Origin of the sequence: Streptomyces sp. BBFR25 (genome assembly GCF_044590125.1) — a bacterium.
Lineage (GTDB): Bacteria > Actinomycetota > Actinomycetes > Streptomycetales > Streptomycetaceae > Streptomyces > Streptomyces canus_D.
The window spans coordinates 3,226,145-3,250,981 of the sequence record NZ_CP172447.1 but is presented as its reverse complement, the minus strand read 5'-3'; the positions used below and the strand labels follow the sequence as shown (position 1 = coordinate 3,250,981).

The 24,837-nt window shown below is 70.3% G+C and carries 22 protein-coding genes and 2 tRNA genes; 11 read left to right on the top strand and 13 right to left on the bottom strand.

Translation table 11 applies throughout. The features are described 5' to 3' along the window. The first annotated feature begins 7 nt into the window (after positions 1 to 7). The 4 genes from ACGH52_RS14695 to ACGH52_RS14680 all read left to right on the top strand — a co-directional run bounded on the left by ACGH52_RS14695 (position 8) and on the right by ACGH52_RS14680 (position 4,139). Positions 8 to 1,060 carry a 2-aminoethylphosphonate ABC transporter substrate-binding protein gene (locus ACGH52_RS14695; RefSeq protein WP_399939633.1) on the top strand — a complete coding sequence of 351 codons (1,053 nt, stop codon included), beginning with the start codon at positions 8 to 10 and terminating at the stop codon, positions 1,058 to 1,060. Positions 1,061 to 1,202: 142 nt separating this feature from the next. Continuing rightward, positions 1,203 to 2,180, top strand: a complete 978-nt coding sequence (locus ACGH52_RS14690) for an ROK family protein (RefSeq protein WP_121703192.1) — start codon at positions 1,203 to 1,205, stop codon at positions 2,178 to 2,180. A gap of 31 nt (positions 2,181 to 2,211) precedes the next feature. Beyond that, positions 2,212 to 3,150 carry an HAD family hydrolase gene (locus ACGH52_RS14685; protein WP_399939629.1) on the top strand — a complete coding sequence of 313 codons (939 nt, stop codon included), beginning with the start codon at positions 2,212 to 2,214 and terminating at the stop codon, positions 3,148 to 3,150. Next, complete coding sequence (locus ACGH52_RS14680) at positions 3,147 to 4,139, top strand: hypothetical protein (RefSeq protein WP_399939626.1); 993 nt, start codon at positions 3,147 to 3,149, stop codon at positions 4,137 to 4,139. The genes ACGH52_RS14685 and ACGH52_RS14680 overlap by 4 nt, the downstream gene beginning before the upstream one ends. Before the next feature lie 20 nt (positions 4,140 to 4,159). Here the strand turns inward: ACGH52_RS14680 and ACGH52_RS14675 are convergent, their stop codons facing one another. The 4 genes from ACGH52_RS14675 to ACGH52_RS14660 are packed head-to-tail and all read right to left on the bottom strand — an operon-like array spanning position 4,160 to position 9,407. Beyond that, the gene (locus ACGH52_RS14675) at positions 4,160 to 5,278 is read right to left on the bottom strand and encodes a hypothetical protein (protein ID WP_399939624.1); all 1,119 of its coding nucleotides are present in this window, start codon (positions 5,276 to 5,278) and stop codon (positions 4,160 to 4,162) included. Next, positions 5,275 to 7,524 carry an ROK family protein gene (locus tag ACGH52_RS14670; RefSeq protein ID WP_399939621.1) on the bottom strand — a complete coding sequence of 750 codons (2,250 nt, stop codon included), beginning with the start codon at positions 7,522 to 7,524 and terminating at the stop codon, positions 5,275 to 5,277. Before ACGH52_RS14670 ends, ACGH52_RS14675 begins: the two co-directional genes overlap by 4 nt. Continuing rightward, on the bottom strand, positions 7,524 to 9,050 hold the full coding sequence (locus tag ACGH52_RS14665; protein WP_210975316.1) for a hypothetical protein: 1,527 nt from the start codon (positions 9,048 to 9,050) through the stop codon (positions 7,524 to 7,526). Before ACGH52_RS14665 ends, ACGH52_RS14670 begins: the two co-directional genes overlap by 1 nt. Next, complete coding sequence (locus tag ACGH52_RS14660; RefSeq protein ID WP_076974497.1) at positions 9,051 to 9,407, bottom strand: hypothetical protein; 357 nt, start codon at positions 9,405 to 9,407, stop codon at positions 9,051 to 9,053. Between the two features lie 273 nt (positions 9,408 to 9,680). On the opposite strand from ACGH52_RS14660, the gene ACGH52_RS14655 reads away from it, so the two are divergent. The 4 genes from ACGH52_RS14655 (at position 9,681) to ACGH52_RS14640 (ending at position 12,949) form a co-directional block, all read left to right on the top strand. Then, entirely contained in the window at positions 9,681 to 10,460 is a 780-nt protein-coding gene (locus ACGH52_RS14655) for an HAD-IIA family hydrolase (RefSeq protein ID WP_121703186.1), read from the top strand. A 102-nt stretch (positions 10,461 to 10,562) separates the two neighbouring features. Continuing rightward, positions 10,563 to 11,129 carry a hypothetical protein gene (locus ACGH52_RS14650; protein WP_059300569.1) on the top strand — a complete coding sequence of 189 codons (567 nt, stop codon included), beginning with the start codon at positions 10,563 to 10,565 and terminating at the stop codon, positions 11,127 to 11,129. Between the two features lie 2 nt (positions 11,130 to 11,131). Beyond that, the gene (locus tag ACGH52_RS14645) at positions 11,132 to 11,815 is read left to right on the top strand and encodes a class F sortase (RefSeq protein WP_121703185.1); all 684 of its coding nucleotides are present in this window, start codon (positions 11,132 to 11,134) and stop codon (positions 11,813 to 11,815) included. 99 nt (positions 11,816 to 11,914) lie between these two features. Beyond that, positions 11,915 to 12,949: a glycoside hydrolase family 6 protein gene (locus ACGH52_RS14640; RefSeq protein ID WP_193777760.1), complete on the top strand. Its 1,035-nt coding sequence runs from the start codon at positions 11,915 to 11,917 to the stop codon at positions 12,947 to 12,949. A 91-nt stretch (positions 12,950 to 13,040) separates the two neighbouring features. Here ACGH52_RS14640 and ACGH52_RS14635 read toward each other — a convergent pair whose 3' ends face one another. From ACGH52_RS14635 to ACGH52_RS14625, 3 genes are all read right to left on the bottom strand, one after another. Continuing rightward, positions 13,041 to 14,978: a kelch motif-containing protein gene (locus ACGH52_RS14635; RefSeq protein ID WP_059300566.1), complete on the bottom strand. Its 1,938-nt coding sequence runs from the start codon at positions 14,976 to 14,978 to the stop codon at positions 13,041 to 13,043. Further along, positions 14,975 to 16,936: a glycosyltransferase family 2 protein gene (locus tag ACGH52_RS14630; RefSeq protein ID WP_399939614.1), complete on the bottom strand. Its 1,962-nt coding sequence runs from the start codon at positions 16,934 to 16,936 to the stop codon at positions 14,975 to 14,977. The genes ACGH52_RS14635 and ACGH52_RS14630 overlap by 4 nt, the downstream gene beginning before the upstream one ends. A 292-nt stretch (positions 16,937 to 17,228) precedes the next feature. Continuing rightward, positions 17,229 to 17,302 (bottom strand) — tRNA-Lys (locus ACGH52_RS14625). A 196-nt stretch (positions 17,303 to 17,498) separates the two neighbouring features. Here ACGH52_RS14625 and ACGH52_RS14620 point away from each other — a divergent pair. From ACGH52_RS14620 to ACGH52_RS14610, 3 genes are all read left to right on the top strand, one after another. After that, on the top strand, positions 17,499 to 18,551 hold the full coding sequence (locus ACGH52_RS14620; RefSeq protein ID WP_399939611.1) for a peptidoglycan-binding protein: 1,053 nt from the start codon (positions 17,499 to 17,501) through the stop codon (positions 18,549 to 18,551). 56 nt (positions 18,552 to 18,607) lie between these two features. After that, the gene (locus tag ACGH52_RS14615) at positions 18,608 to 19,792 is read left to right on the top strand and encodes an SPFH domain-containing protein (protein ID WP_076974491.1); all 1,185 of its coding nucleotides are present in this window, start codon (positions 18,608 to 18,610) and stop codon (positions 19,790 to 19,792) included. A 149-nt stretch (positions 19,793 to 19,941) separates the two neighbouring features. Beyond that, on the top strand, positions 19,942 to 20,547 hold the full coding sequence (locus ACGH52_RS14610; RefSeq protein WP_076974490.1) for a lytic polysaccharide monooxygenase: 606 nt from the start codon (positions 19,942 to 19,944) through the stop codon (positions 20,545 to 20,547). Between the two features lie 57 nt (positions 20,548 to 20,604). Here the strand turns inward: ACGH52_RS14610 and ACGH52_RS14605 are convergent. The 6 genes from ACGH52_RS14605 to ehuB all read right to left on the bottom strand — a co-directional run bounded on the left by ACGH52_RS14605 (position 20,605) and on the right by ehuB (position 24,769). Further along, positions 20,605 to 20,678, bottom strand: a tRNA-Lys gene (locus ACGH52_RS14605). Positions 20,679 to 20,779: 101 nt separating this feature from the next. After that, complete coding sequence (locus ACGH52_RS14600) at positions 20,780 to 21,538, bottom strand: IclR family transcriptional regulator (RefSeq protein WP_059300623.1); 759 nt, start codon at positions 21,536 to 21,538, stop codon at positions 20,780 to 20,782. 181 nt (positions 21,539 to 21,719) lie between these two features. Continuing rightward, positions 21,720 to 22,505 carry an ectoine/hydroxyectoine ABC transporter ATP-binding protein EhuA gene (gene ehuA / locus ACGH52_RS14595; RefSeq protein WP_076974489.1) on the bottom strand — a complete coding sequence of 262 codons (786 nt, stop codon included), beginning with the start codon at positions 22,503 to 22,505 and terminating at the stop codon, positions 21,720 to 21,722. After that, the gene (ehuD, locus tag ACGH52_RS14590; RefSeq protein ID WP_059300560.1) at positions 22,495 to 23,145 is read right to left on the bottom strand and encodes an ectoine/hydroxyectoine ABC transporter permease subunit EhuD; all 651 of its coding nucleotides are present in this window, start codon (positions 23,143 to 23,145) and stop codon (positions 22,495 to 22,497) included. Before ehuD ends, ehuA begins: the two co-directional genes overlap by 11 nt. Continuing rightward, positions 23,142 to 23,843 (bottom strand): ectoine/hydroxyectoine ABC transporter permease subunit EhuC, encoded by a 702-nt coding sequence (ehuC, locus tag ACGH52_RS14585; protein WP_076974681.1) that lies wholly within the window; start codon positions 23,841 to 23,843, stop codon positions 23,142 to 23,144. Before ehuC ends, ehuD begins: the two co-directional genes overlap by 4 nt. After that, positions 23,840 to 24,769 (bottom strand): ectoine/hydroxyectoine ABC transporter substrate-binding protein EhuB, encoded by a 930-nt coding sequence (ehuB, locus tag ACGH52_RS14580; RefSeq protein WP_076974488.1) that lies wholly within the window; start codon positions 24,767 to 24,769, stop codon positions 23,840 to 23,842. The genes ehuC and ehuB overlap by 4 nt, the downstream gene beginning before the upstream one ends. Positions 24,770 to 24,837: the final 68 nt, after the last annotated feature.

Genomic DNA, 24,837 nt, shown 5'->3' with positions numbered 1-24,837 from the left:
CCTCGCCATGCCCAACAAGCCCCTCCTGCCGCTCGCCGCCCTCTGCCTCCTCGCCCTCCCGCTCACCGCCTGCGGCACCGGCACCGCCGCCTCCGACGAGAACGTCGTCACCGTCTACAGCGCCGACGGCCTCAAGGGCGAGAACGGCGACGGCTGGTACGACCGGGTCTTCAAGGACTTCGAGAAGGAGACCGGCATCAAGGTCGAGTACGTCGAGGGCGGCTCCGGCGAGATGGTGCAGCGCACCGTCCGCGAGAAGCGCAACCCGCAGGCCGACGTCCTCGTCACCCTCCCGCCCTTCATCCAGCAGGCAGACACCAAGGGCCTGCTCCAGCAGTACGCCCCGAAGGGCGTCGACCGGGTCAGCGGCGCCGACAAGGCCGCGAACGGCACCTGGACCGCCGTCATCAACAACTACTTCGGGTTCATACACAACACCAAGGAGCTGAAGCAGACCCCCGCCACCTGGGAGGACCTGCTCGACGGGAAGTACAAGAACAAGCTCCAGTACTCCACCCCCGGCGTCGCCGGGGACGGCACCGCCGTCCTCATCAAGGCCATGCACGACTTCGGCGGCGAGAAGCCCGCCATGGAGTACCTGAAGAAGCTCCAGGCCAACAACGTCGGCCCGTCCGCCTCCACCGGCAAGCTCGCCCCCAAGGTCGACAAGGGCGAACTGCTCGTCGCCAACGGGGACGTGCAGATGAACTACGCCCAGTCCAAGTCCATGCCGAACCTCGGCATCTGGTTCCCGGCCCGCGAGGGCAGGAATCCCACCACCTTCGCCCTGCCGTACGCGGCCGGCCTGGTCACCGACGCCCCGCACAGCGAGAACGGCAGGAAGCTCCTCGACTACCTGCTGGGCCAGAGGGCACAGGCCCAGGTCAGCGAGATCGGCGGCGGCTTCGCGGCCCGCCAGGACGTCAAGGCCACCGACGCCAACGCCATCGCGCTCACCAAGCTGATGGACGGCGTGGAGGTCTTCGAGCCCGACTGGAACGACATCGAGGAGAACCTCACCTCCTACATCGAGGCCTGGAAGGAGGCGACGGGGAACTGACCCGGCCGGGGCCGACCCGGACGCGAATGATCACGGATCGTCAACTTCCTTCCGTTTGGCGCCGGTTGCCCGTCACGCCCTATCCGGAGCCGCTCCCGTGTGGCTATTCTTGGCGCCCCCAGTGCTTCCGCGGGAGGAAGGCATGGCCGAGCGGTTGACCGTGGGAATCGACGTGGGGGGCACGAAGACCGCCGCGGTTCTCCTGTCCGGTACCGGAGAAGTACTGGCGACGGTGACCGAACCCACGGACCGCTCCGGTTCTCCGCGGCAATGCGCCGACCACGCGGTGGCGCTGACCGACGGACTGCTGAGAACCGTCGGTCGTCCACGTGACGCCCTCGGCGCCGTCGGAGTCGGCCTTCCCGGACTGATCGCGCCCGACCGGACTTTTCGCGACTCCATCATTCTGCCCGCTTGGCGGAACGTGGACTTCGGGGCCTGTCTTGAACCCCGTCTGAACATTCCCGTGGTGGTCGACAATGACGCGACCATGACGGCCCTCGGACATCTGTCCGGCATTCCGGAACGGCAACGTCCGAGCTGTCTCGTCTGCCTCACCCTCGGCACCGGAGTGGGAGGCGCCGTGCTGCTCCACGGAGTGCCGATGAGAGGCCCCGACGGGACGGCCGGCCAGATCGGGCACACGACCGTCGATCCCACCGGCCGCCGGTGCGCGTGCGGAGCGACGGGGTGTCTCAACGCCTACGCCTCCGGTACGGCCATCACCTCCCGCTACCGCGAGTTGAGAGCGGATGCGCGGTCCGGCGACGGCGGTGGGCAGGACACCGCACCGGGCGCCGTGAGCTTCGAGGAGTCCCTGCGCCGGCGGGACCCCTCGGCACGGCGCGCCCTCGACGAGGCGGTGCGGGCTCTCGTCATCTCGATCTCCGGCGTCGTCAACGTGCTCAATCCCGAACTGGTCGTCCTCGGCGGGGGAGTGGCAGACCTCGGTCCGTCGCTCACGGACCCCGTGCAGGCGGGCGTCTCCCGGCGCTCCTTTCCGGCCCCCGCACGGCGCGTACGCGTCTGCCGGGCCGCACACGGGTCGCTGACCGGGGCGATGGGCGCCGCCGTCACGGCCGCCGGGCCCGAGGGCGCCGGACGCGGAGACCTGCCGTAGACCGAGACCGCACCGCCCGAGGAGACAGCCGATGACCCCGGAAGACGTCACACAGTGGATGCGGTCCGCTCTTCCGCGGCCGGACCTGCCCGTCGTGTGGCTGTTCGACGTCGACGACACGCTCACGGACACGCAGTCCATGCATCATCGGGCGGCCGAGTCCCTGGAGTCCGGGCTGGCGGCCTCCATGGGTGCGGACCGCGCCTCCTCCGTCTCGCGCCGCTTCCGCACGGTCTTCGACGAACTCCTCCTGGTCCACCAGCAGAGCCCGGTCGACGACGAGAGGCTGCGTTCCCTCCGGGAACTGGAGGAGCGCGTCCGGGACGCCCAGCGGGAGATCTCCGAGAAGTGGGGCACCACACGGCTCTTCAGCCGGGAGATCCTGTTGCACCTCGCCGCCGAGGACTGCGGGGTGCCGCTCGCTCCTGACGAGCTGCGGCAGGCCGTGGACCACTACTGGGACCACATGCTGAAGCATCCCCTCGTCTATCCCGACGCGGTGCGCATGCTCCGGAAACTGGAATCCCGCCGGGCACCGGTGTATCTCATGACCTCCAGCGACGCCCGCTACCGGCCGAAAGCCGACGGGGGGTTCGGTTATGACCCGCGCGCGTCACGTCACGACAAACGCCGCCGGATGGTGAACCTCCGGGAACACGGAATCCGATACGCGAAGTCCTTCATCGGCGACCCGACGGACAAACCGTCGGAAGAATTCTTCGACCTGGTGTTCTCGGGCATCGCGGAGGATCTCGGCTCGCCGCGCGGTGAATTCTCCGTCGTCGCCGTGGGCGACTCCTACCGGTCCGACATCCAGACCCCGCTCGCGCTGGTCGAAGAGGCCGTCGGCATTCTCTGCCGGCGCAAGCAGCCCGCGGCCCGCGTGGAGAGCGACCGGGCCCTGTCCGTAGGAGATCTGGACATGGTCACGGAATACCTGGACGGGACCGAGAGGGGGCACGGCGGATGAAGGTGGCCGTCATCGTCGACGACCTGGACCCCGCCCGGCGCAGAAGGTGCTTCTGGGAGGAGCAGCTCTCGGCCGTGTCCGGCGTCGAGTGCACCCTCGTCAGCCTGCTGGCGAACATGGAGAGCCGTCGCTTCTTCAACGTCTACGAGTTCGACGTCGTCATATTCAACTGGTGCGTCCTCGACGGCGCGGTGATGTACGCGTCCGACCGCGCCCGGGACATCCTCGCCTTCTACGACGACCACTTCTTCCAGTACGTCCGCCGGGGCGGCGTGGTCATCATGGAGAACCAGCCCAAACGCTGGCGCCCCGCTCAGCAGGCCTACGACGTCCTCTTCCCGGGCCAGCTCGTCGTCACCCAGGGCGAGACCTACGTCTACGGCTCCACCGTCCAGACCAACGCCGCCCTGCGGGGACACCCGCTCCTCCAGGGCATTCCCGGCACCGTCAACTCCGCCTACTCCCATCCCCTCGACACGTCCTGGTTCCCGCCGGGGTCGACGAGTCCGCGGTCGATCGAGGAACTGCACCCGACCAAGATGTACACGGGCGCCTTCCGGAGCTGGTCGAGGGGCTGGCTTCCGCTGCTCTACACGGAGGACCGGCGCAACCCCGTCCTGCTGGTGAAGACCGAGGGGCTCGGTCTGTGGATCGTCTCGACCATGTTCCTCGCCTCGTCCAACGTCGCCGACCTCATAGAGTCGCTGGTCGTGGGGGCGCGCAGCCACTCCCACGCCATCCACCACTTCCACGACGCCCAGGAACGCAAGCGGCGCGTCAGGACCGTCGCCGGCGTCGCCGGTGTGCTCGCACTCGGCGCCGGTCTCTTCCTGCTGCTGCAGTCGGGCGCGCTCACCTCCACCATCCCGTACGGCGACACCTGGGCGGGTAACTTCGCGACGAGCCTGCTGTTCGCGGCCCTGGTGAGCGGCGTCACCTTCCTCCGCGGCTTTCTCTTCCTGACCTGGCGCTCACTGCGCCATCGCTGACCGCGACGGACCCGGGCGCGTCAGGCGTTCACGGAGACGACCGCCTTGCGGTAGGGCGCGGTGGCCGCGTCGCCGCGGGCGAGCACGAGAGCGCGGACGAGACGAGGGGCCTCGTCGAGTGGCACGACATCGGTGATGATCTTCCGGAAGACCGCCGGGTGCTCCGCGAGCAGCCGCATCGCGTCCTCCAGATGCCGCCGGGACGTGCCGCGGTGCCCCGTGAGACCGAGCGGTTTGCCACCGGTCGCGGTCACCGGCGCGACCCGGCCCGGCCAGGGCCGACCGCACACGTTGGCCCGGCGGACGCCGTGCGGATCCGCTCCGGGGAGCGCCCACGGGGTCTCCCCGGGCGGGAAGCCCGTGACGAGGTCGATCCGGGCACCGGGCGCCGCCACGCGGACGGCCTCGGCCAGCGCGCCCTGCCGGTGCTCCCGGCCCACGCACAGGGCCACGGCGTCCGGGGCGAAGCCCTCGTCCAGCCGACCCGATGCCGTGGCCGACGCGAGGTGGTCCGCCACCAGTCCGCGCTCCGTGGCGTACCGGACCCTCCGGTCGGAACGGTCGGCCAGGGCGACCTCCGGCACGCCGAGGAGCCGGGCCGCCACCGCGGTGAGCAGGCCCATGGGCCCCGCCCCGACGACGAGAAGCCGCTCGGGCGGCCGTGGACGGGCCAGCAGCCCGATGCCGTAGACCGCCACACCCAGCGGCTCGGAGAGCACGGCCGGCAGGGGGTCGAGGCCGGGGCGGACCGGGACCAGCAGCCCGCTCCAGGCGGCGGAACCCGGTATCCGCACCGCTTCCTGCAGCATGCCCTCCTCGCTGTGCCCGATGATCCGGTCCTGGTCCTCGCCGTTGACGGGGTTGACGAGGAAGCGGGCGCCGAGCGTGTCCCCGGGGCCGTCGGGCGGGTGGCCGGACACGATCCGGACCACGGCCTCGTGCCCCAGTACGGCGGCTCTGTCGCTCCGCCTGCCCGCGACGATGTCGAGGTCCGTCCCGCAGATCCCCACGAAGTCCGGGGCGAGGACCAACGCGTCGGCGTCCGCGTCCGCGTCCGCGTGCGGGAGAGGGTGCGGTGCGAGGACGACCCCGCCTCCGCCGGGCGCCACGACGATCCGCCGCTGCCGCCTGCCCGTCATGCCCGTCCCCACGCGGAGGAGAGACGCGAGCAGGCTCCGGCCAGCTCACCGGCCGTGATGTCGCTGACGAACACCGGGTGGCGGCCGAGCCGGTGGATCAGGGGGAAGCGCTGGTCGCCGCCCCGGTGCCCCGCCGTCTCGCCGAGGTGGGCGAAGAGCCGGGCGGCGGAGACGCTTTCGCTGTGCGTGGGAAGCCCCACGCGCCGCATCAAGTTGATGACGCGGTCGGCGAGCCGGGGCGCCGTGACGCCCCGCTGACGGCCGATCTCCAACGCCAGCGCCATGTCGACCGCGACCGCCGCTCCGTGGGTCGTGCCGCTCCCGGCGGCCACCTCGATCACCGGGCTCACGCTGTGACCGAAGTCCAGCGGCCGCTCCAGGTCGGCTTCCCAGAGATTCCCGGCCAGCGAGGACATCGTCGCGTCCGCCGCGCGCGCGACCAGTTCCACACCGTGTTCCGTACGGTAGAAATCCGGGTCCGACAGCCGCCCCGCGTGGGCCTCCAGCAGCCGGTAGAGGTCCGGATCCTCCACCACCGCGATCTTTATCGCCTCCGCGACGCCGCTGACCATGTGGAGGTGAGGAAGCGTCCGCAGAAAGGCGACGTCCAGGATCACGGCCGTCGGAGGGTAGAAGAGGCCCAGGCGGTTCTTGTGGCCGAAGGCGTTGATGGCCACCTTCGCTCCGACCCCCGCGTCGATCAGCCCGACGAGGGAGGTGGGGACACGGACGTACGGCACGCCTCGCCGGTAGAGCCCGGCCGCCAGGCCCACCGCGTCCAGGAGCGCCCCGCCCCCCACCGCCACGATGGGATGCTGGGTGCGGGAGACGCCGATGCTCTCGAAGGCTTCCAGGAGAGCGGCGAGGGACGGCCAGCTCTTCAGGTCCTCGCCCGCCGCGACGCTCTTCAGCACGGGGCGGAAACCGGCCTGTTCGAGTTCCGCCACCAGCACGGGCCCGTGGGCCCCGGACACCGCCGCGTCGACGACGACCACGGGGCGGGGCCCGGAGCCCATCGCCACCAGGCTCTCGACCAGCACTGTCGCCGCGCCGGAATCCGTCACCGTGACCCCGTAGGCCGTCCGGCGGACCTCCTCCATCCGACGACTGCGGTGCGCGAGCAGAACGGGTGCGTCCGGTGGAGGGGCGTCCGGTGAGCCGGTGACGGACGCGTCCGCCGCGAGTGCGGCTCCCTGGAGCCCGGCGTCGGCCTGTGCGTCCGCGAAGGCGACGAGGTCGGCGAAGTAGGAGGGGTCGTCGTCGGAGACCAGATACAGCCCCAGCTCCGTCAGGTTGCGGAGCATCGCGTCCCGGTAAGGGCGGCCGAGGGTTCGGGGAACGCCCCCGGTGACGACGATCCGCGCCACCTCCGGGTCGACGGTCAGCAGGGAGATCACCGACCGGGCGAGCGGCTTCACCACCGCGTCGAGCAGCCGTTCCGCGGCCGGCTCCCGCTCGTCCAGGCCGCGCCCCAGCACCCGCGCCCAGCGACCGGGCTCGTGGAGCAGCGCCGGGTCCAGCCAGTCCGGCTGCTCGAAGGCCTGCCCCAGACGCGCCATGACCTGCGGTATGCCACGCCCCGAGCAGTAGGCGTTCAGGTGGGCGTCGGCTCCGCAGTCGCAGCGTAATCGCAGCGGATCACCGGCGGCGTGGAAGTCGATCGGGACGTGCCCGATCTCCCCCTGTATCCCCTGGCGCGGGTGCAGGGGCACCGTACGCGTGGCCGTCTCGATGGTCCGGCAGGCGATTCCCGTGCTCACCGTCACCACGGAGATCTTCGCGGCCTTCCGGTACGTCGGCTGCCGCGCGAAGTACGTCGCCAGCGCGGTGACGTCGTTGGTGACGAACCAGGTGACGTCGCCCCGTCGCGCGGCAAGGGCGCCGAGCAGGTCGAACGGCTGGGAGCCGGGCCCCCACAGGGGCCCCGCGTTGAGAATGACGCCGGTGCGGCCGTTGAGGGCGGCCCCCATCGAGATGCTGGCCCGCGGGGAGTGACCGGGCTCCGGGGGCGCCAGGCGCCGCGTCTCGGTGAGGACGTACTCCACGAGGCCTTCCCGCAACTCCGGTTGGGAGAGCCCCGGGTGACTCAGGTAGTTCACGGCGGGCCGCCGGGTCACCTGCTCCAGGACCCCGTCCGGCCGCCGCACACCGCTGCGGAACCATGTGCCTCCGAGGTCGAAGACGACCTGCGGACGTTCCGCGGGGGATGCGGGGGGTGAGGCGGCCGGGTCGACCGGAGGGGCCACTAGTACTCCGCCAGTGACTCGAACCGCCCGATGTCGACGCCCGTCTCCGCGACGGCGGTCCTGACTTCCGCGTCGATGAGCTTGAGCACCGTGCCGTCGTGGTCGAACGCCTCCGCGATGATCACCAGGTTGGGCGAGTTGGACGAGGCCCTGATCAGAAGCCAGCTGCGGTCTTCCAGTTCGAGACGGATGCCGTTGATCCGCCTGATGTTCGTGATGCGCTTCCCGGCGAGGCTCTCCCGCTGCTCGAAGTACGCGGCGAGCCGGTCGACCACGGCGTACTTCGTCTCGTCCGACGCGTAGGGCTGGCGGTTGGGGGAGGAGAAGGATGTCGGGAGCGCCGCCAACTGCTGCGACAGGCTCGCGTCCTGGGCCGTGGCCTTCGCGCTGCACAGCATCCACAGCAGGGCGAGCGCGGCCACGCAGGCGTCGTCGTAGCCGTGGCCGAGGGGTTCGCTGAAGAAGAAGTGCCCGCTCCTCTCGAACCCCGCCACCGCTTGGACCTCGGCGACCTTGGCCTTGACGTAGGAGTGCCCCGTCTTCGCCCAGACCACGTCGCTGTTCAGCTCGGACTCGTAGAGAGAGGTCGACTTGACGTCGATGACGAAGGGGCCGGACGAACCCGTCCGCTCTTCGAGGAACTTCGCGATGACGAGCCCCACCCGGTCCGCGAAGACGAGGCTGCCCCGGTCGTCGATGACGCCCAGCCGGTCACCGTCGCCGTCGAAGCAGAGCCCGACGTCGGCTCCGCTCCCGGCGACGAGGGACTCCACCGAACGAAGGAAGGGAACACTCTCCGGATTCGGGTTGAAATGCGGGAAGGTCCAGTCCGGCTCCACATTCCCCGGGACGATCTCGAAGCCCAGCCTTTCGAGGACGTGCGGGGCGAAGAGGCCCGCCGTTCCGTTCCCGGTCTCCACCGCCACCTTGACGCGCGGCAGTCCCCGGAACCGCTCGGTCCAGGACTCGACCAGGCTGTCGATGTAGTCCTCGCGGGCAGACGCGTCGAACGTGTAAGAACCGGCGCGAGCGTTCTCCATGCCCTCGGCCCGGCCTTCGAGTGTGTAGGCCGCGAAGTCCCGCATTTCCGTGGGGCCGAAGGTGGATGCCTTGCGGTGCCCGATCTTGACCCCGGTCCAGCCGTTCTCGTTGTGGCTGGCCGTCACCATGGCCACGCAGGGAATGTCGTGGGCGAACTGCGCGTGGTAGGCGCCGGGGGTGGTGGTGAGACCGATGTCCACGACGTCCATTCCGGACTGGAGCAGCCCGACCACCAGCGCGTTCTTCACGTTCTCGGAGTAACTGCGGAAGTCGTGCCCCACCACGATGCGCCGCCCGGCGTCGAGCCGGTCGGCGAGGAACCTGCCGAGGTGGAGCCCGAGGGTGCGGACCCCGACGTAGTTCAGACCGACGGGGGTGCCGTCACCGGTCGGTTCGATGACCCAGCGCGCGTCGTACTCGCGGAATCCGGTCGCCGCCAGGAGCGCTTCTCGGAAGTACCTGTCCGAGTTGTAGGTGTCGTTCATCTATGCATCGCCTCGGGGGGTCGCCGCGCTGAGTGCCTGGAGGTGTTCGAGCGGGAAATCAAGAATCAAGCGCCTGGGCACGACTCCGCCCCTGGACAGGTCGAACGAGAATGTCTCCCCCGCGCGCTCCAGAGTGAGGTGATCGTGTTCCGACTCGATCGAGTGCGGTCCGGACTGCTCGATCACCAGGGTGGCGAGACGCGTCAGGTCCTCCTGCCGGAAGCGCCCGGTGATATCCACCCATTCATCGGCCTGGAGATCGAACGGCCAGTGCGCTTTGATCACGACGTCCTTCTCGTCGGCGAGAATGTCCACACTCCCCTCGACCGGATGAGGGATGCGGAGGATTGTGTTCATGCTGCTCCCGCTTCTTCGGAGCTCGAGGCTCACCCCGCAGCCCGGACAGTGATCTCGCCGTAACGCAGAGTGACGAGGCGTCGTGGTGGTCACTATACTGTCTGGGCCGCTCGCGGCCAGCAAGGTTCCCGGTCGACGTCGGGCGCGCAATTCCCCCTCCGTTGCGGCCTGTTGAGACGCGCGTGCCGCGGATGCCACCCGCGGTCGCCGCGGGGCGACGCGCTCTGTCTAGGCTGGGGCGCACGCAGGACCGCGCAGGCAGGAGACCCGCACATGGCAGACCGCAAGCCCATCGAGTCGTGGCTCACCGACATGGACGGGGTCCTCATCCACGAAGGCGTGCCGATCCCCGGCGCCGACGCCTTCATCAAGAGGCTCCGCGAATCCGGCAAGCCCTTCCTGGTCCTCACCAACAACTCGATCTACACCCCGCGCGACCTGCACGCCCGGCTGCGCCGGATGGGCCTGGAGGTGCCGATCGAGTCCATCTGGACCTCGGCGCTGGCCACCGCCAAGTTCCTGGACGACCAGCGGCCCGGCGGCTCGGCGTACGTCATCGGCGAGGCCGGTCTGACCACGGCCCTGCATGACATCGGCTACATCCTCACCGACCACGAGCCCGACTACGTGGTCCTCGGCGAGACCCGCACCTACTCCTTCGAGGCCATGACGAAGGCGGTACGCCTGATCAACGCGGGCGCCCGTTTCATCTGCACCAACCCCGACGAGACCGGACCCTCCGCCGAGGGGCCGCTCCCGGCGACCGGCGCGGTGGCCGCCCTGATCACCAAGGCGACCGGCAAGCAGCCGTACTTCGCGGGGAAGCCCAACCCGCTGATGATGCGCACCGGGCTCAACGCGATCGGTGCCCACTCCGAGACCAGCGCGATGATCGGCGACCGCATGGACACCGACGTGCTGGCCGGCATCGAGGCCGGGATGCAGACCTTCCTCGTCCTCACCGGCCTCACCCGGCCCGAGCAGGTCGAGAACTTCCCCTACCGCCCGTCCCAGGTGGTCGACTCCATCGCGGACCTCGTGGAACGGGTCTGAAACGCGGATGTTCTCCGCATGACCCGATCGGCCTAGCCCACCCCCGCGCAGGATGCGGTGACGGGCCCCGCGGGGCAGCCTCCAGATAACTGGAGGTACACGATGGGCTCACTGAAAGTCACGCTCTGTGCCGGAGCCGCGCTGGCCACCGCGCTGTGCGCACCGGCGGCCGGCGCCTGGGCGGCGGACGGCGGCGGTGTCTCCGTGACACCGTCCTCGCCCGCCCCCGGCACCGACGTCACGCTCCGCGTACCCGACTGCACCGAGAAGACGGCCGTCGCCGTGTCCGCGGCGTTCGAGTCGGACGTACGGCTCAGCCTGGCCGCGGGCGACGGCGTCCTCGTCGGGTCCAGCCAGGTGCGCACCACCGTGCAGGCCGGTGCCTACGCCGTACAGGTCAAGTGCGGCGACCGCGCCCGCAAGGGCACCATCACCGTCGGGGAGCACCGGCGCCCGGACACCCGGCCGTCCGCACCCGCCTCGCCCGTCGCCCCGGTGGACGCGGGCGGCGGCGGCACCGCGCGGCTGGCCGCCGCCGACAGCGCCGAGCAGGCCCGCTCCGAGGCGCCCGGCACGGCGCACACCGTGACCGGCCTGGTGCTCGCGGGCATCGCCGCCGTCGCCGTGGCGCTGCGCAGCGTGCGCAGCCGGAGCCGCGGGACGGACTGACCATGTCCGGACAGCACACGCGGGACACCGCACCGGATGCCGCCCCCCGCGGCCGCCTGGTGACCGGCATCGCCTGGACGGTGCTGCTCCTCGGGCTGTGGCTGTGGGGCCGCGAGGCCACCGACGTGCGCGAGGGCATATCCCGGCCGGCCACCGGCGACATGGCGGCGGCCGGGCGGCCCCCCGACGTCCCCCTGCCCCCGGCCCACGCACCGCTCGACGACGCCCGGCCGCAGCGGCTCGACGTCCCCGGACTCGGCATCGACGCCCCCGTCGTGGCCCGCGGCCTCGACGGCAAGGGCGCCATCGAGCCCCCGCCCTTCGACCGGCCCGGCTCCGTCGGCTGGTACGAGGCCGGGGTCGCCCCCGGAGCGGCCGGGACCGCCCTGATGGTCGGCCACGTCGACACCGAGACCCGGCCCGCCGTCTTCTACGAGCTGAGCACCCTGGAACCCGGCGAGACGATCCGGGTGGTCCGCGCCGGCGCCGAGGTCGCCGAGTTCACCGTGGACGACGTCCAGGTCCTCACCCGCGACGGCTTCGACGCCCAGCAGGCCTACGGGCCCCGCGAGACGGAGCGCGCCGAACTCCGCCTCATCACCTGCGGCGGCACCTTCGACCAGACCACCGGGACCTACACGGCCAACGTCGTCGTCTCCGCCTACCTGACCGGAACCGCCTCCTAGCCTCCTAGCACAACCCCGGGGCCCCCACCCGGGAACCGCATGGGCCCAGGCCGCGTATGTCAGGATTGAGCCTCGGAACAGTGCACCCAGGGGGGTTGGATGTACGGCAGCAAGCCGGCCGGAAACATGTCCAGGAGGCGAGCTGCGTCGGCGGCGGCACTCGGAGCGGCGGCCCTGCTGCTCGCGGGCTGCTCCTCCTCCGGCGACGGGGACGACAAGGGCACCGACGCCGGGATCACACAACAGCCCAAGGAGACCGACCCGTTCTGGGTCAACCCCGACGGCACCGCGGCCGAGCAGGTCGCTTCCCTGACCGAGGCGGGCAAGAAGGACCAGGCCGAACAGATCCGCAAGATCGCCCAGCAGCCGACCGGCGAGTGGATCAGCCCGGAGAACCCCGAGGAGCAGGCCCGCGGCTTCACCGAGGCCGCCGACGAGGCGGGCCGTACCGCGCTGCTCGTCCTCTACAACATCCCGCACCGCGACTGCGGCCAGTACTCGGGCGGCGGCGCCGCCGACGGCAACGCCTACCGCTCCTTCGTCGACGGCGTGGCCAAGGGCATCGGCGACCGTGCCGCCACCGTCGTCCTGGAACCGGACGCGGTGCTCCACCTCGTCGACGGCTGCACCCCGCAGGAGTTCCACGAGGAGCGCTACGACCTGCTCAAGGGCGCGATCGCCAAGCTCGGCGCCCTGAAGAACACCAAGGTGTACCTGGACGCGGGCAACGCGGGCTGGGGCCACCCCGACCAGATCTTCGACCCCCTGAAGCGGGCCGGCATCGACCAGGCCGACGGCTTCGCGGTCAACGTGTCGAACTTCTACACCACCGAGGACTCCCTCGCCTACGGCAAGCAGCTCTCCGCCAAGGTGGGCGGCAAGCACTTCGTCATCGACACCAGCCGCAACGGCAACGGCCCCTACACGGAGGGCGCCCCCGACGAACGCTGGTGCAACCCCCCGGGCCGAGCCCTCGGCGAAACCCCGACGACGAAGACGGCCGACCCCCTGGTCGACGCCTACCTCTGGGTCAAGCGCCCCGGAGAGTCCGACGGCGAATGCAAGGGCGGCCCGAAGGCGGGCGAGTGGTACCCCGAGTACGCCCTGAAACTGGCGCAAGGGACAGAAGCCTGAGGGGCGCGGGGCTGCGACATGTGCGGCTACCGCCGCGTGGGCGCGACAAGCCACAGCGCTCCCGCACCCTGAGTCACAACCTGCGGGAGCGCTACGGCACCCGCACCCACTCCGCCTTGCTCGGCGTCCCCTCCCCATCAGTCACGAACATCATGTACCACCCCGACTGCACCAGATTCTTATTACCGGGCACCGTCACCCTCAGCTTGTCCCCGTCCGCCTCGAAGTCCAACGCGATGGACCGCTGATCCACGTCCGTGACGTGAGTCGACGCGCTCGGCCGGATCAACCGCACCTTCTTGACCGTCGACGCCGCACGCGAGGTGAACGTCCCCGACTCCCCGCGCGCGATGGTCTGCGGACCGCCGGACAGGTCCGGCCGCGAGTCCCGGTACAGGTACGGCGGCGTGTAGATCTCCACACGCTGCTCGAACTTGCCCGGCTTGGTGTTGGCCTTGTCGGCGTAGAGCGAGTCCGAGCCGAAGAACATCAGGCGTCCGTCGGGCAGCAGGATCGACCCGGAGTGGTAGTTGCGGCCCACCAGCGGATCGGCGACCTGTTCGAAAGCGTTCGTGTCCGGGTGGTAGAGCCGCGCCTGGAGGACGTTGGAGTCGCCGCGGCCCCGGTAGTCCTCCGAGCCGCCGGAGACCAGCACGCTGTCGTCGGGCAGGATCGAGGCCTGCGGATAGCGCGTGCCCTTCTCCAGTGACGGCCCGTCCACGAACTTCGGGTCGTCCGCCTTGAGGTCGGCGATCCGGGTCTTCTCGCTGGACAGCTTGGACTCGCCGACCCCGCCGCCGCCGATCACCATGTACTTCTCGTCCTGCGCGGGCGGCAGCAGCACCGTGTTCGCCGTCTCCAGCATGTTCGCGTCGCTCATGCCGGGGACCTTGGTGAACTTGTTGGTCTCCACGTCCCAGATGCCCGGGGTGCGGCCCACGTCGTCGGGGCCGTACCCGGCGTTCGCGCCCGAGTAGAAGACCTTGCCGTTCTGCATCAGGAACAGCGCCGGGTACGTCGGGAACTGGCGGACCTTGTCGGTGTAGGTCCACTCCTTGGTCTCCGGGTCGTAGATCTCGTTCTTGCCCGGGACCAGCTGGCCGATGTCGTCCAGGCCGGAGACGCTGAGGATCCTGCCGTCGCCCAGGGTGGTGAGCGTCGGGTACCAGCGGGCCTCGTGCATCGGGTCGACCTTGATGTACTTCTCGGCGACCGGGTCGAACTCGAAGGCGTCCCGGATGCCCTGGAAGTCCTTCTTGTCGAGGGCGAGCTTCTGCGCGATGCCGTACGTGTTGCGGGCGTCGGCTCCCGACAGGCCCTGGACGCGGTAGTTGTCCTCCGTGCCCGTCTCGTACTTGCTGCCGCTCTTCTGCGCCTCGACGTAGATCCGGCCGAGACCGGGGTCGTTGCGCACGAACGCGCCGGTCGCGGGGTCGAAGACCTTCTTCGCGCGCGGCACCAGCACGGGGTCCTTGGAGACGAAGGTCTTGCCGTTCTCCCGGCCGGTGAACCTGGTGCCCGCCGGGAGGGTGATCGGCTTGTCCGGGTTCTCGTTGTGGACGACCATCAGGCCGCCGGCCTTGGTGACGTCGCCCTTGAGCTTCTCGTACCGCTTGGTGCCGCCCGCGATCAGCAGGTTGCCGTTGGCGAGCTGCGTGTGCCCGGTGCAGAACAGGTCGGTGGGCGTCGGCACCTTCTTGACGGTGCCCTTGACGGGGTCCCAGATCCGGGTGTCGTACTGCTTGTCGTCGGAGTTGTCCTGGTTGTTGCCGGACCCGGCGACCAGCAGCACCTTGCCGGTGCGCAGCAGTGCCGCGTGGATGGTGTTCTGCCGGTACTCCTCGGGAAACTCGATGATCTCCCACTTGCCGTTGGCGGCCTTGTACTCCGGCTGGTTGATCTTGTACTGGTGGTATTTCTCGGTTCCGAAGCGGTAGAGCCACGGCCCGTTCATCCCGGCCAGCGCTACTACCACCGCCGTACCTATCGCGAAGCGACGGGCCCGGCGGCGGCCGGCACGGTCTTTCATTCCTTACGTCCCCCAAGTCCACCCAGGGCGATCTGCATCGTCTGGTCGTCGCCCCCGTCGGCGGGGGCGGCCCAGTTGGGCCTCTGCTGCGGTGCGTGCGCCGCGTGTCGTCCGTGCGGCTGCTGCGGCGGGACCCGCGGTGCGGGCTCCGCCGCCGCGTCCGGCGGTCGCTTCTTCGCCTTCCTCAGTTCGTGGCGCCAGGCGAACATCGGTGACGCGGTGATCAGCAGCGCGAAGGTCGCCCAGATGATCATCGCGGGGTGCGCGTGGCCGAGGGCGAGGCCGGCGGCGATCGAGCCGGCGAAGATCACGATGAAGTACCAGTGGTACCGGAAGGTGCCGAACAGGGTGTCCGGGCTGGCCGAGTCGCCCTTCGGGGTCACCACGAACTTGCTCTTGCGGCGCAGCACGGAGTCGATGAGCGCCTTCGCGTACAGCGGCGCCGACAGCGCGGACATGATCATGCCGGCCACACCGCCGGAGCCCTCCGGCTCGTGCGGGGAGACGTTGTGGCGGCGGTTCCAGACGTACAGGCCGATCTGGAGCGCGGAGGCGTTGCCGTAGAGCATCAGCCAGACCGCCGGGTCGATGTTGACGCCGGAGGCGCCCAGGCCCAGGAACAGGCAGCAGCTCAGCGCCGCCAGGATCCAGTTGAGGGCCGACATCGGGTAGAAGATGATCATCATCGTGTAGTTGAAGAGCTTGCTCGGCGGCAGCGAGTACCAGCCCTTCCAGTACTGCTTGAGGATCGTCTCGTACGTTCCCCGCGACCAGCGCATCTGCTGGGTGAAGAAGTCCGTCCAGGCGTTCGGGCCCTCGCCGACCGCGAGCACGTCCGGGGTGTAGACCGAGCGCCACTTGCGGCCGGTGGCCGGGTTCTTGTGGCGGTGCATCTCGAAGCCGGTCGCCATGTCCTCGGTGATCGAGTCGTACAGGCCGCCGATCTGCTTGAGCGCCCTGATGCGCACCGCGTTGGAGGTGCCCACGAACATCGGCCCGCCGTAGCGGTTGCCGGCGCGCTGGATCAGCGCGTGGAAGAGGAACTGCTGCGACTCGGCGGCCTTGGTGATCGGGTTGTCGTAGTTGCCGTAGACCTGCGGGCCGATGACGAAGCCGACGTCCGGGTCGCGGAAGAAGCCGAGCATCCGCTCCAGGTAGTTGGGCAGCGGCACGTGGTCGGTGTCGACGGAGGCGAAGAAGTCGTAGTCGTCGCCGTGCGCCTCCAGCCAGGCGTTGTAGTTGCCGTGCTTGGTCTTGGCGCGGTGCGGGCCCTTCTTCCGGTTCCACTTGGCGACGCCCTTGCGGGAGAAGTGGTGCACGCCCAGGCGCGCGCACACCTCCTTCACCTCCGGGTCGTCGCCCTCGTCGAGGAGCCAGACGTGCATCAGACCGCGGTGGCGGATCTTCACGGCCGCCTCCAGGGTCTTCGTCACCATCTCCAGCGGCTCCTTGCCGGGCACGAAGGAGGTGAGGAAGGCGACCCTGGTGCCGGTCTCGGGCACCACCGGGACCGGGTCGCGGGCGACCAGGGTGGCGTGCGCGTTCGACAGCACGTTCAGACAGCGGAACAGCTCGATCAGCCCGATCGCGACGAGCATCACGATGTCGAGCGCGGGCAGCCAGTCGAAGGCCACGTAGTCGCGCTCCGTCCAGTGCTCCGGCTGGAGCAGCCAGACCAGCAGCACCACCGACAGCAGCGGCGCGGCGGCCAGCATCAGGGCGACCCGGATGCGGTGCGGCTCCTGCGAGATCAGCGAGCGGTACTGCACCCGGTACGGCTTGTTCGGGTCGGGCTGGGTGAGGGGGCCCGCGAGGCGGCTGTAGTGCTCGTAGTCGTACTTCGGGAGCGTCTTCTTTATCCGTCGGAACGAACCGGTGTTCCAGTTCCGGTGCCCGGGCACCCTGAGCTGGGTGGTCTGGGACGGGTCGTGGTCCGGACCGGCGCCTGTCGGCGTCATGAGTCATTCCCCCCACACGCGGGTCATGCGTGTTTCGTCGCTTCCTTCGCCTGCTCCGGTCCCCCTCGACCGTCACGGACGTGTCAGTGGTGGGTCACTGTCACCACGGCATGCACACCTTATATAGACACGGAATGGCTGCCCCCGGTTGCAGGGTGCCCCGCGGCATCGCTTCGGCGCCCGGCCCCGCAACCGGACCAGGGTTCTACGGCGTTCGTCATGATCGCAAGACGTTCCGGCACCGGATACGCCGAAGGCCCTCCGTGTGATACGGAGGGCCTTCGACCGTCGGTGCGCCGCCAGGGACTCGAACCCCGGACCCGCTGATTAAGAGTCAGCTGCTCTAACCAACTGAGCTAGCGGCGCCTGCTGACCTGCACAACTCTACCCGATGCCGACCGGTGCTCCGGACCGCCGCCCGGGGCCCGGCCGTCGGTCGCACCGGCCGGGTACATCATTCGGACCGTCAACATGCGAGTGATGTGGACAGTTGAGAAACTGACCGACATGTACCGAAGTGCACCGTCGCGGACATCCGTACCGGGAGTGTGAGGGGAATCGCATGGAGGCTCCCGTATTCGAGGAGATCGAGCCCGCGAGCGACTGCGACTGCGCGGGATGCCGTCACTGGCGGCGCGTGCTGCCGCACTCCCCGGCAGGGCGCGCGCTCGCCCATCCGGCAGCGTACCGCGCGCTGGTCGTGGCCACCGCCGCCGCTTCCGCCACCGCCGTGTCCGCCCTCGGCGCGGGGACGGCGGCGGCGCTCCCGGCGGCCGTCCACGCCCCCCAGTGGCCGGGCGTTCCCGCCGGTGACGAGCCCGGCACCCCCCAGGGGCCCCGGGCCCCGCTGCACGGCGCGACGGGCCGGCCCGCGGCGCCCCCGGCCGGTGCGGAACTGGCGGGCATCACCCGTACGGAGATCATCGACCGGGCCAAGACCTGGGTGGCCGCGAAGGTCCCGTACAGCATGACCGCCTACTGGTCCGACGGCTACCGGCAGGACTGCTCGGGCTTCGTGTCGATGGCCTGGAAGCTGCCGGCCAACGAGTGGACCGGGAGCCTCGCCACCGTCGCCGACCGCATCACCAAGGAGGAGCTCCAGCCCGGCGACATCCTGCTGTTCCACAACGCGTCCGACCCCCAGGAGGGCTCCCACGTGGTGATCTTCGGCGGCTGGACGGACGGCACGCACACCGCCTACACGGCGTACGAACAGACCCCGCCGCACACCCGCAAGCTCGACACGCCCTACGCCTACTGGAACAACTCCGCCAAGTACCTGCCGTACCGCTACAAGCAGGTCACGGCTGGCAAGGCGGGCGCGGCGGGCGCCGAGGAGGCGCCGCCCGGGGCCGCGGGTCCCGCCTCCCACGGGGTGGCCGGATACCCCGGCCGGGCGATGTTCGGGCCGGGCGCGGACAACCCCTACGTCACCCGCCTCGGCAGGCAGCTGGTGCGGAAGGGGTTCGGCACGTACTACACGAAGGGACCGGGTCCGCGCTGGGGCGAGGCGGACCGGCGGGGCGTCCAGGCCTTCCAGCGCGCCCAGGGCTGGCGCGGCGGAGCGGCGGACGGCCACCCGGGCCCGGAGACCTGGCGGCGGCTCTTCTCCTGAGCGCACCGGGGTGATCACCCGTTCATGACGCGTCTGGCGCGGAGGCTGGAGCACGCATGAGTACGAACACGACATCCACGACATCGTCCCCGGAGCCGCAGAGCACGGTCCCGGCCCCGGTCCCGGTGCCGGAAGGGCCCGCCGTCACGGCGGCGACCGGTCAGCGGTCCGCCCGGCTCATCCACAACGAGGCCACCACCGAGATCCCGGTCCACCTGCTGTTCCGCGACGACCCCGACCCGGCGCCGGTGCCGGTGCGGCCCGCGGTCGTCGCGCGGCGGCAGGGGCTGGGGGAGCGGTCCGGCGAACGGCCGGGCACCCGGCGCCCCGTCGCCGCGCGACCGCGTCCCGCGCCCCGGATCGACCCGGAGCTGACGGAACGTCCGGCCCGGGTGCTGCCCGGCGCCGCGGGCGTGGCCGCCGGTCTGTGCGGGGCGGCCGGGTGTGCGGCCACCTCCTGGTGGGCCGGTCTGGTGCCGCCGCTCGCGGCCCAGGCGCTGGGGCTGCCGGTGTACGCGGGGGCCGGGCTCGGACCCGCGCAGTGGGCGGCGTACGCGGCGGCGGGGGCGCTCGGGATGTTCGGGTTCGGCGGCCTGGCCCGGGGCCGGACCGGGCGGGCCTGGGTGCTCGGACTGTTCGGCCGCTACCGGGGGACGGTGCGGCGCACCGGCCTGATGTGGGTGAACCCGCTGCTGCTGCGCCGCCGGGTGGACGTGCGGCTGCGGCACTGGCGCAGCGAGCCGATGCCCGCGGCGGACGGCAACGGGGTGGCGCTCAGGGCGGTGACGCTGGTGGTGTGGCGGGTGCGGGACACCGCGAAGGCCACGCTGGGTGTCGAGGACCACGAGACGTATCTGCGCGCGTGCGTCGAGGCGGCGCTGGCCCGGGTCCCGGTGGAGCCGCTCGGCACGGTCCGCAGCTCGGCGGACGTGGCGGGCGACACGCTGACCCGGCTGGTGGCGGCGGACGCGGAGCCGGTCGGCCTGGAGGTCTTCTCGGTGCGGCCGGTCCGGGTGGAGTACGCCCCCGAGGTCGCCGCCGCGATGCACCGGCGCCGGATCGCCGCGCTGGACGCGGCGCAGCGGGCGAGCGTGCTCACCTCGGTCGTGGACTCGGTGGAGGACACGGTGACCCGGCTGACCGTGCGCGGGCTGGTCGAACTGGACGACTACGAGCGCAAGGTGCTGGTGAAGGACCTGACGGTGGCGTTCTGCGCGGGGCGCGGGGATCCGGGCGCCTGACGGGTGCCCGACCCGTCCGGCTGCCCGGCGCGGGCGGGCAGCCGGTTCCGCCTTTGGTATGGACATGTTCAACTAGCGGCAATAATCTGAACTTGGTCTAGACCTGCACGGCTCACTGAACTTCCCCACACGTCACAGGGAGCAGCAGTATGCGCACAAGGACCAAGTTGTACGCGGCCGCGCTGGGCATGGCGACCACCGGAGCCCTCGTGCTCTCGTCCGGCGGCGCCAGCGGTCACGGCTACACCGACCTGCCCGTCAGCCGGCAGAAGGTGTGCCAGAACGGCACGGTCGGCGGCTGCGGCGCCATCCAGTGGGAGCCGCAGAGCGTCGAGGGACCCAAGGGCTTCCCGGCCTCCGGGCCGGCCGACGGGAAGATCTGTTCCGCGGGCCACGGGTCGTTCGCCGCGCTCGACAGCCCCAAGCAGCCCAACGGCCAGGCGTGGCCGACCACCAAGGTGAACGGCGGGCAGAGCTACACCTTCCGCTGGCAGTTCACCGCCCGGCACGCCACGACCGACTTCAAGTACTACGTCACCAAGCCGGGCTGGAACCAGAACCACAACCTGTCCCGGTCCGACCTCAACCTCACCCCGTTCTTCACGGTGCCCTACGGCGGCAAGCAGCCTCCGGCCACGCTCTCCCACAGCGGCGCGCTGCCGACCGGGCTGAGCGGGCACCACGTGATCCTCGCGGTGTGGACGGTCCACGACACCGGCAACGCGTTCTACGCGTGCTCGGACGTCACCTTCTGAACGGGTGCGCTGAACGGCGAAGGGCCCCCTCGCCTGAGCGAGGGGGCCCTTCCGCTGTGCGCCGCCAGGGACTCGAACCCCGGACCCGCTGATTAAGAGTCAGCTGCTCTAACCAACTGAGCTAGCGGCGCATGACTCCCGCCGTCCGCTTCCCGCGGTCGGCGACGACGAAAATACTACCCGGTCCCGGACAGTGCTCGTGACCAGTCCCGGACCGGCCGCCGGGCCGTCCCTAGATCGCCAGGGACAGCAGCACCGGTGCCGCGCTCCGGTTCAGCTCGTCCGCGGCCCGGCGCAGCCGGTGCGCGTGCTCGACCGGGAGCGACAGGGCCAGGCAGCCCGCGGCGGAACCGGCGGTGATCGGGACGGCCGCGCAGACCGTGCCCACCGCGTACTCCTGGAGGTCGAGGACGGGCACGGTGGCCGGCTGGGACTCCAGCCGGGACAGCAGCAGCTTGTCGCTGGTGATGGTGCGCGAGGTCAGGCGGGCCATCCGGTGCCGGGACAGGTGGTCGCGGCGGCCCGCGTGGTCCAGCTGGGTCAGCAGGGACTTGCCCACCGCGGTGGCGTGCGCCGAGACGCGGAAGTCCACCCACTCGTTCACCCTGGGCGTGGCCGGGCTGTCGGCGTACTGGGTGACGCTGACCTCTCCGTCGACGTACCGGCTGATGTAGACGGCGGCGCCCACCGAGTCGCGCAGCCGGTCCAGGGTGCGCTGGAGCTTCTCGCGCAGGGCCTGCTCGCGGCCGTGGGCCGAGCCGAGGCGGGCCAGCGCCTCCCCGGTGACGTACACGCCGTCGGCGGTCTGCTCGACGTAGCCCTCGCGGCGCAGCATGCGCAGGAGCGTGGTCAGCCGCTCCCGGTCGAGGCCGCTCTCGCGGCCGATCTCGGTGTCGGTGACACCTGAGGTGTGTCGCGCCACCGTCTCCAGGACGCGCAGGGCGTCCTGGGCCGAGTGGTGCGGCGCGGTCGGCTGGTGCTGCAGCGCCACGGTGGTCTCCCCCTGCGCTCGCTGGTGCATCCCTGCGTTCACGATAGCCGCCAAGGGGCCTCTCGTGAGGGGGTGTTGACCGGATTTCGGGGCCCTCATCTGCGACGCAGGCCCGCTGGCATATGCCGAAGGCCTGCCCCAACGTCGCGACCTCGGTCGTTGGGGCAGGCCCGCCGCGCAATTACAGGACCGCGCTGAGAAACTCCCGCGTCCGGTCGTGCTCCGGCTCGCTGAAGATCTTCTCCGGCGCTCCGGCCTCGATGACCCGGCCCGAGTCGAACATCAGGACCTGGTCCGAGATGTCCCGGGCGAAGTTCATTTCGTGGGTCACGCACAGCATGGTGATGTCCGTACTGCGGGCGATGTCCCGCAGCAGGTCGAGGACGCCCGCGACCAGCTCCGGGTCGAGCGCCGAGGTCACCTCGTCGAGCAGCAGCACCTTCGGCCGCATCGCCAGCGCCCGGGCGATCGCCACCCGCTGCTGCTGGCCGCCGGAGAGCTGGGCGGGGCGGGCGTCGCACTTGTCGGCCAGGCCCACCATGTCGAGCAGGCCCTTGGCCCGCTCCACCGCCTCGTCCTTGGACATCCCGAGCACGGTGACCGGCGCCTCGGTGATGTTGCGCAGGACGCTCATGTTCGGGAACAGGTTGAACTGCTGGAACACCATCCCGATCTGCTTGCGGACCTCGCGCCGCTCCTTCTCGGTCGCCGGGAAGAGCTTCTGCCCGTCCACGGTGATCGTGCCCTCGTCGGGCTTGAGGAGCGTCATCAGCAGCCGCAGGATCGTCGTCTTGCCCGACCCGGACGGGCCGATCAGGGTGACGTGCTTGCCGGCGTCGACGGAGAAGTCCAGGTGGTCGAGGACGGTGTTGTCCCCGAACCGCTTGGTGACCTGCTCCAGGCGTATCAGCTCGCCGGTGCTGCGCTCGGGGCTCTTCTCGGGATTGGGGAGAGTGTCAGTGGGCAAGGCGTCGCTCCAGGGCTCGCAGGGCAAGGGAGGCCAGGTAGGAGATGACGATGAAGGCCACGCCGATCACCGTCAGGGGCTCGGTGAACTGGAAGTTCTGCTGCGAGAACAGCCGCGCCTCGCCGAGCATCTCCAGCACCGTGATCGCCATCAGCAGCGGCGTGTCCTTCAGCATGGAGATCACGTAGTTGCCGAGGGCGGGGGTCACCCGGCGGATCGCCTGCGGCAGGATGACCGCCGTCCAGGTCCGCCGCACCGGCAGGTTGAGCGCCGTCGCGGCCTCCCACTGGCCGACCGGCACCGCCTCGATGCCGGCCCGGTAGACCTGCATCGTGTACGTCGAGTAGTGCAGCCCGATGGCGACCACACCGGTGGTGAGCGCCGAGAAGGTGATGTTCCACTCGGGCAGCACGTAGAAGAGGAAGAACAGCTGCACCAGCAGCGGGGTGTTCCGGACGAACTCGGTGACCACACCGACCGGCCAGGTCACCCAGCGGCTCGGCACCCGCATCAGCAGCGCCCACACCAGGCCGAGGCCGAAGGAGACCAGCGAGCCGAGGACCAGGATCTGCAGGGTGACCAGCAGGCCGTCCCAGAAGTGCGGCATGAAGTCGGAGACCGCGCTCCAGTCCCAGTTCACGACACACCACTTCCCTCAGGCACCGGCACGGCCACCGTCTTCTTCTGCGGCGCCTTCCCGACGCCCGCCTTCAGCTTCTTCTCCAGGCCGCGCATCACCCGCGTGAGCAGGAACGCGATCACGAAGTAGATCAGCAGGATGTACGTGTAGATCTCCGCGCTCTCCTGCAGCGCCAGCCGCACCAGGTTGCCGCTGAAGGCCAGGTCGCCCATGCCCATGATCGAGACCAGGGCGGTGCCCTTGAGCAGCTCGATCAGCAGGTTGGAGAAGGGCGGGATCATCTCCGGCACCGCCTGCGGCAGCAGGATCAGCTTCATCCGCTGCCAGGGCGTGAAGCTGAGCGCGATGCCGCCCTCCTTCTGCGCCGGGTCGACCGCGCCGAGCGCGCCGCGCACGATCTCGGAGCCGTACGCCCCGTAGGTCAGGCCGAGCGCCAGCGTGCCCGCCCACATCGGCACCAGTTGCCAGCCGAAGGCGGGCGGCAGCACGAAGAACACCCAGAAGATCATCACCAGCGCGGAGGTCCCGCGGAACACCTCGGTGTAGAAGCCCGCGAGGAAGCGGACGATCCACAGCCGGTGGGTGCGCGCGATGCCGACCACGAAGGAGACGGCCGTCGCCAGCAGCGAGCTGAAGAAGAGCAGCTGGACGGTGACCCAGACGCCCTGGAGTACGAGTTCCCACAGTCCCGAGGTCATCCGCCGCACAGCTCCTTCGCGGTCAGATCCGTCATCTCTTCCTCGGTGAAACCGAAGGGCTTGAGGATCCGCAGCAGTTCGCCGCTCTTCTTGAGCTTCTGCAGCTCGACGTTGAAGGCGTCCCGCAGGTTGGTCTCGTCCGGGCGGAAGGCGAAGGCGCCGCCGTCGACGTGGGGCTTGCCGTCGACGAGCGGTGCGAAGGGCTCGGTGGCCTCCGCCTTGCTCGACTTCTTCACCACCTCGCGGACGGTCAGGGCCGTGCCCGCGAAGACGTCCACGCGCCCGGACTCGACGGCGTTGAGTCCGGCCACCTGGTCGGGGACGATCAGGATGTCGTCCTCCTTGTACCCGTGCTCCACCGCGTAGGCGATCTCGGCGTAGCCGGTGCCGGTCGCGAACTTGGCCTTCTTCTTGACGACGTCCCGGTAGTTGTGCAGCCCGAGCGGATTGCCCTTGCGCACGATGTACGCGTCGAGCATCTGGTAGTCGGGGTCGGAGAAGATGACCTGCTCGCAGCGGTCGGCGTTGATGTACATCCCGGCCGCCACGACGTCGAACTGCTGGGACGCGAGCCCTGGGATGAGGGAGCCGAACTCCGTCGGCACCGGCTGCACCCGGTCCACTCCGAGCCGCTTGAAGATGACCTTCGCCAGCTCCGGCGCCTCGCCGGTCAGCTCGCCGTTCTTGTCGATGTACCCGAAGGGGATCTCGCCGGCGATGCCGAGCCGGGCGACGCCCTGTGCCCGGAGCCGCTCGAGCAGGTCTCCCCCCTTGACGTCGGACGCGGTGGCCACCCGCGAGCAGCCGGCCGCCCCCAGCGCGCCGAGCGCCGCGACCCCCGCGAGCAGCGACCGGCGGGTGGGCCCGGCTGTCCTGGACCTTCGGTCGGATATACCCCATGGAGGGGTTCTGTGTGGTGGAGCCATGGGCGCGCAGCTACCCGAAGGGGGGCAGGTTATGCCGATCTTTTTCAGTCCGATACATCGGCCCGGCG

What these genes read in the sequence shown, in the direction of transcription:
- ACGH52_RS14695 (WP_399939633.1), top strand. Translation starts at nt 8, where the DNA reads ATGCCCAACAAGCCCCTCCTGCCGCTCGCCGCCCTCTGCCTCCTCGCC.
- ACGH52_RS14690 (WP_121703192.1), top strand. Translation starts at nt 1,203, where the DNA reads ATGGCCGAGCGGTTGACCGTGGGAATCGACGTGGGGGGCACGAAGACC.
- ACGH52_RS14685 (WP_399939629.1), top strand. Translation starts at nt 2,212, where the DNA reads ATGACCCCGGAAGACGTCACACAGTGGATGCGGTCCGCTCTTCCGCGG.
- ACGH52_RS14680 (WP_399939626.1), top strand. Translation starts at nt 3,147, where the DNA reads ATGAAGGTGGCCGTCATCGTCGACGACCTGGACCCCGCCCGGCGCAGA.
- ACGH52_RS14675 (WP_399939624.1), bottom strand. Translation starts at nt 5,278, where the DNA reads ATGACGGGCAGGCGGCAGCGGCGGATCGTCGTGGCGCCCGGCGGAGGC.
- ACGH52_RS14665 (WP_210975316.1), bottom strand. Translation starts at nt 9,050, where the DNA reads ATGAACGACACCTACAACTCGGACAGGTACTTCCGAGAAGCGCTCCTG.
- ACGH52_RS14660 (WP_076974497.1), bottom strand. Translation starts at nt 9,407, where the DNA reads ATGAACACAATCCTCCGCATCCCTCATCCGGTCGAGGGGAGTGTGGAC.
- ACGH52_RS14655 (WP_121703186.1), top strand. Translation starts at nt 9,681, where the DNA reads ATGGCAGACCGCAAGCCCATCGAGTCGTGGCTCACCGACATGGACGGG.
- ACGH52_RS14650 (WP_059300569.1), top strand. Translation starts at nt 10,563, where the DNA reads ATGGGCTCACTGAAAGTCACGCTCTGTGCCGGAGCCGCGCTGGCCACC.
- ACGH52_RS14645 (WP_121703185.1), top strand. Translation starts at nt 11,132, where the DNA reads ATGTCCGGACAGCACACGCGGGACACCGCACCGGATGCCGCCCCCCGC.
- ACGH52_RS14640 (WP_193777760.1), top strand. Translation starts at nt 11,915, where the DNA reads ATGTACGGCAGCAAGCCGGCCGGAAACATGTCCAGGAGGCGAGCTGCG.
- ACGH52_RS14635 (WP_059300566.1), bottom strand. Translation starts at nt 14,978, where the DNA reads ATGAAAGACCGTGCCGGCCGCCGCCGGGCCCGTCGCTTCGCGATAGGT.
- ACGH52_RS14630 (WP_399939614.1), bottom strand. Translation starts at nt 16,936, where the DNA reads ATGACGCCGACAGGCGCCGGTCCGGACCACGACCCGTCCCAGACCACC.
- ACGH52_RS14620 (WP_399939611.1), top strand. Translation starts at nt 17,499, where the DNA reads ATGGAGGCTCCCGTATTCGAGGAGATCGAGCCCGCGAGCGACTGCGAC.
- ACGH52_RS14615 (WP_076974491.1), top strand. Translation starts at nt 18,608, where the DNA reads ATGAGTACGAACACGACATCCACGACATCGTCCCCGGAGCCGCAGAGC.
- ACGH52_RS14610 (WP_076974490.1), top strand. Translation starts at nt 19,942, where the DNA reads ATGCGCACAAGGACCAAGTTGTACGCGGCCGCGCTGGGCATGGCGACC.
- ehuC (WP_076974681.1), bottom strand. Translation starts at nt 23,843, where the DNA reads ATGACCTCGGGACTGTGGGAACTCGTACTCCAGGGCGTCTGGGTCACC.
- ehuB (WP_076974488.1), bottom strand. Translation starts at nt 24,769, where the DNA reads ATGGCTCCACCACACAGAACCCCTCCATGGGGTATATCCGACCGAAGG.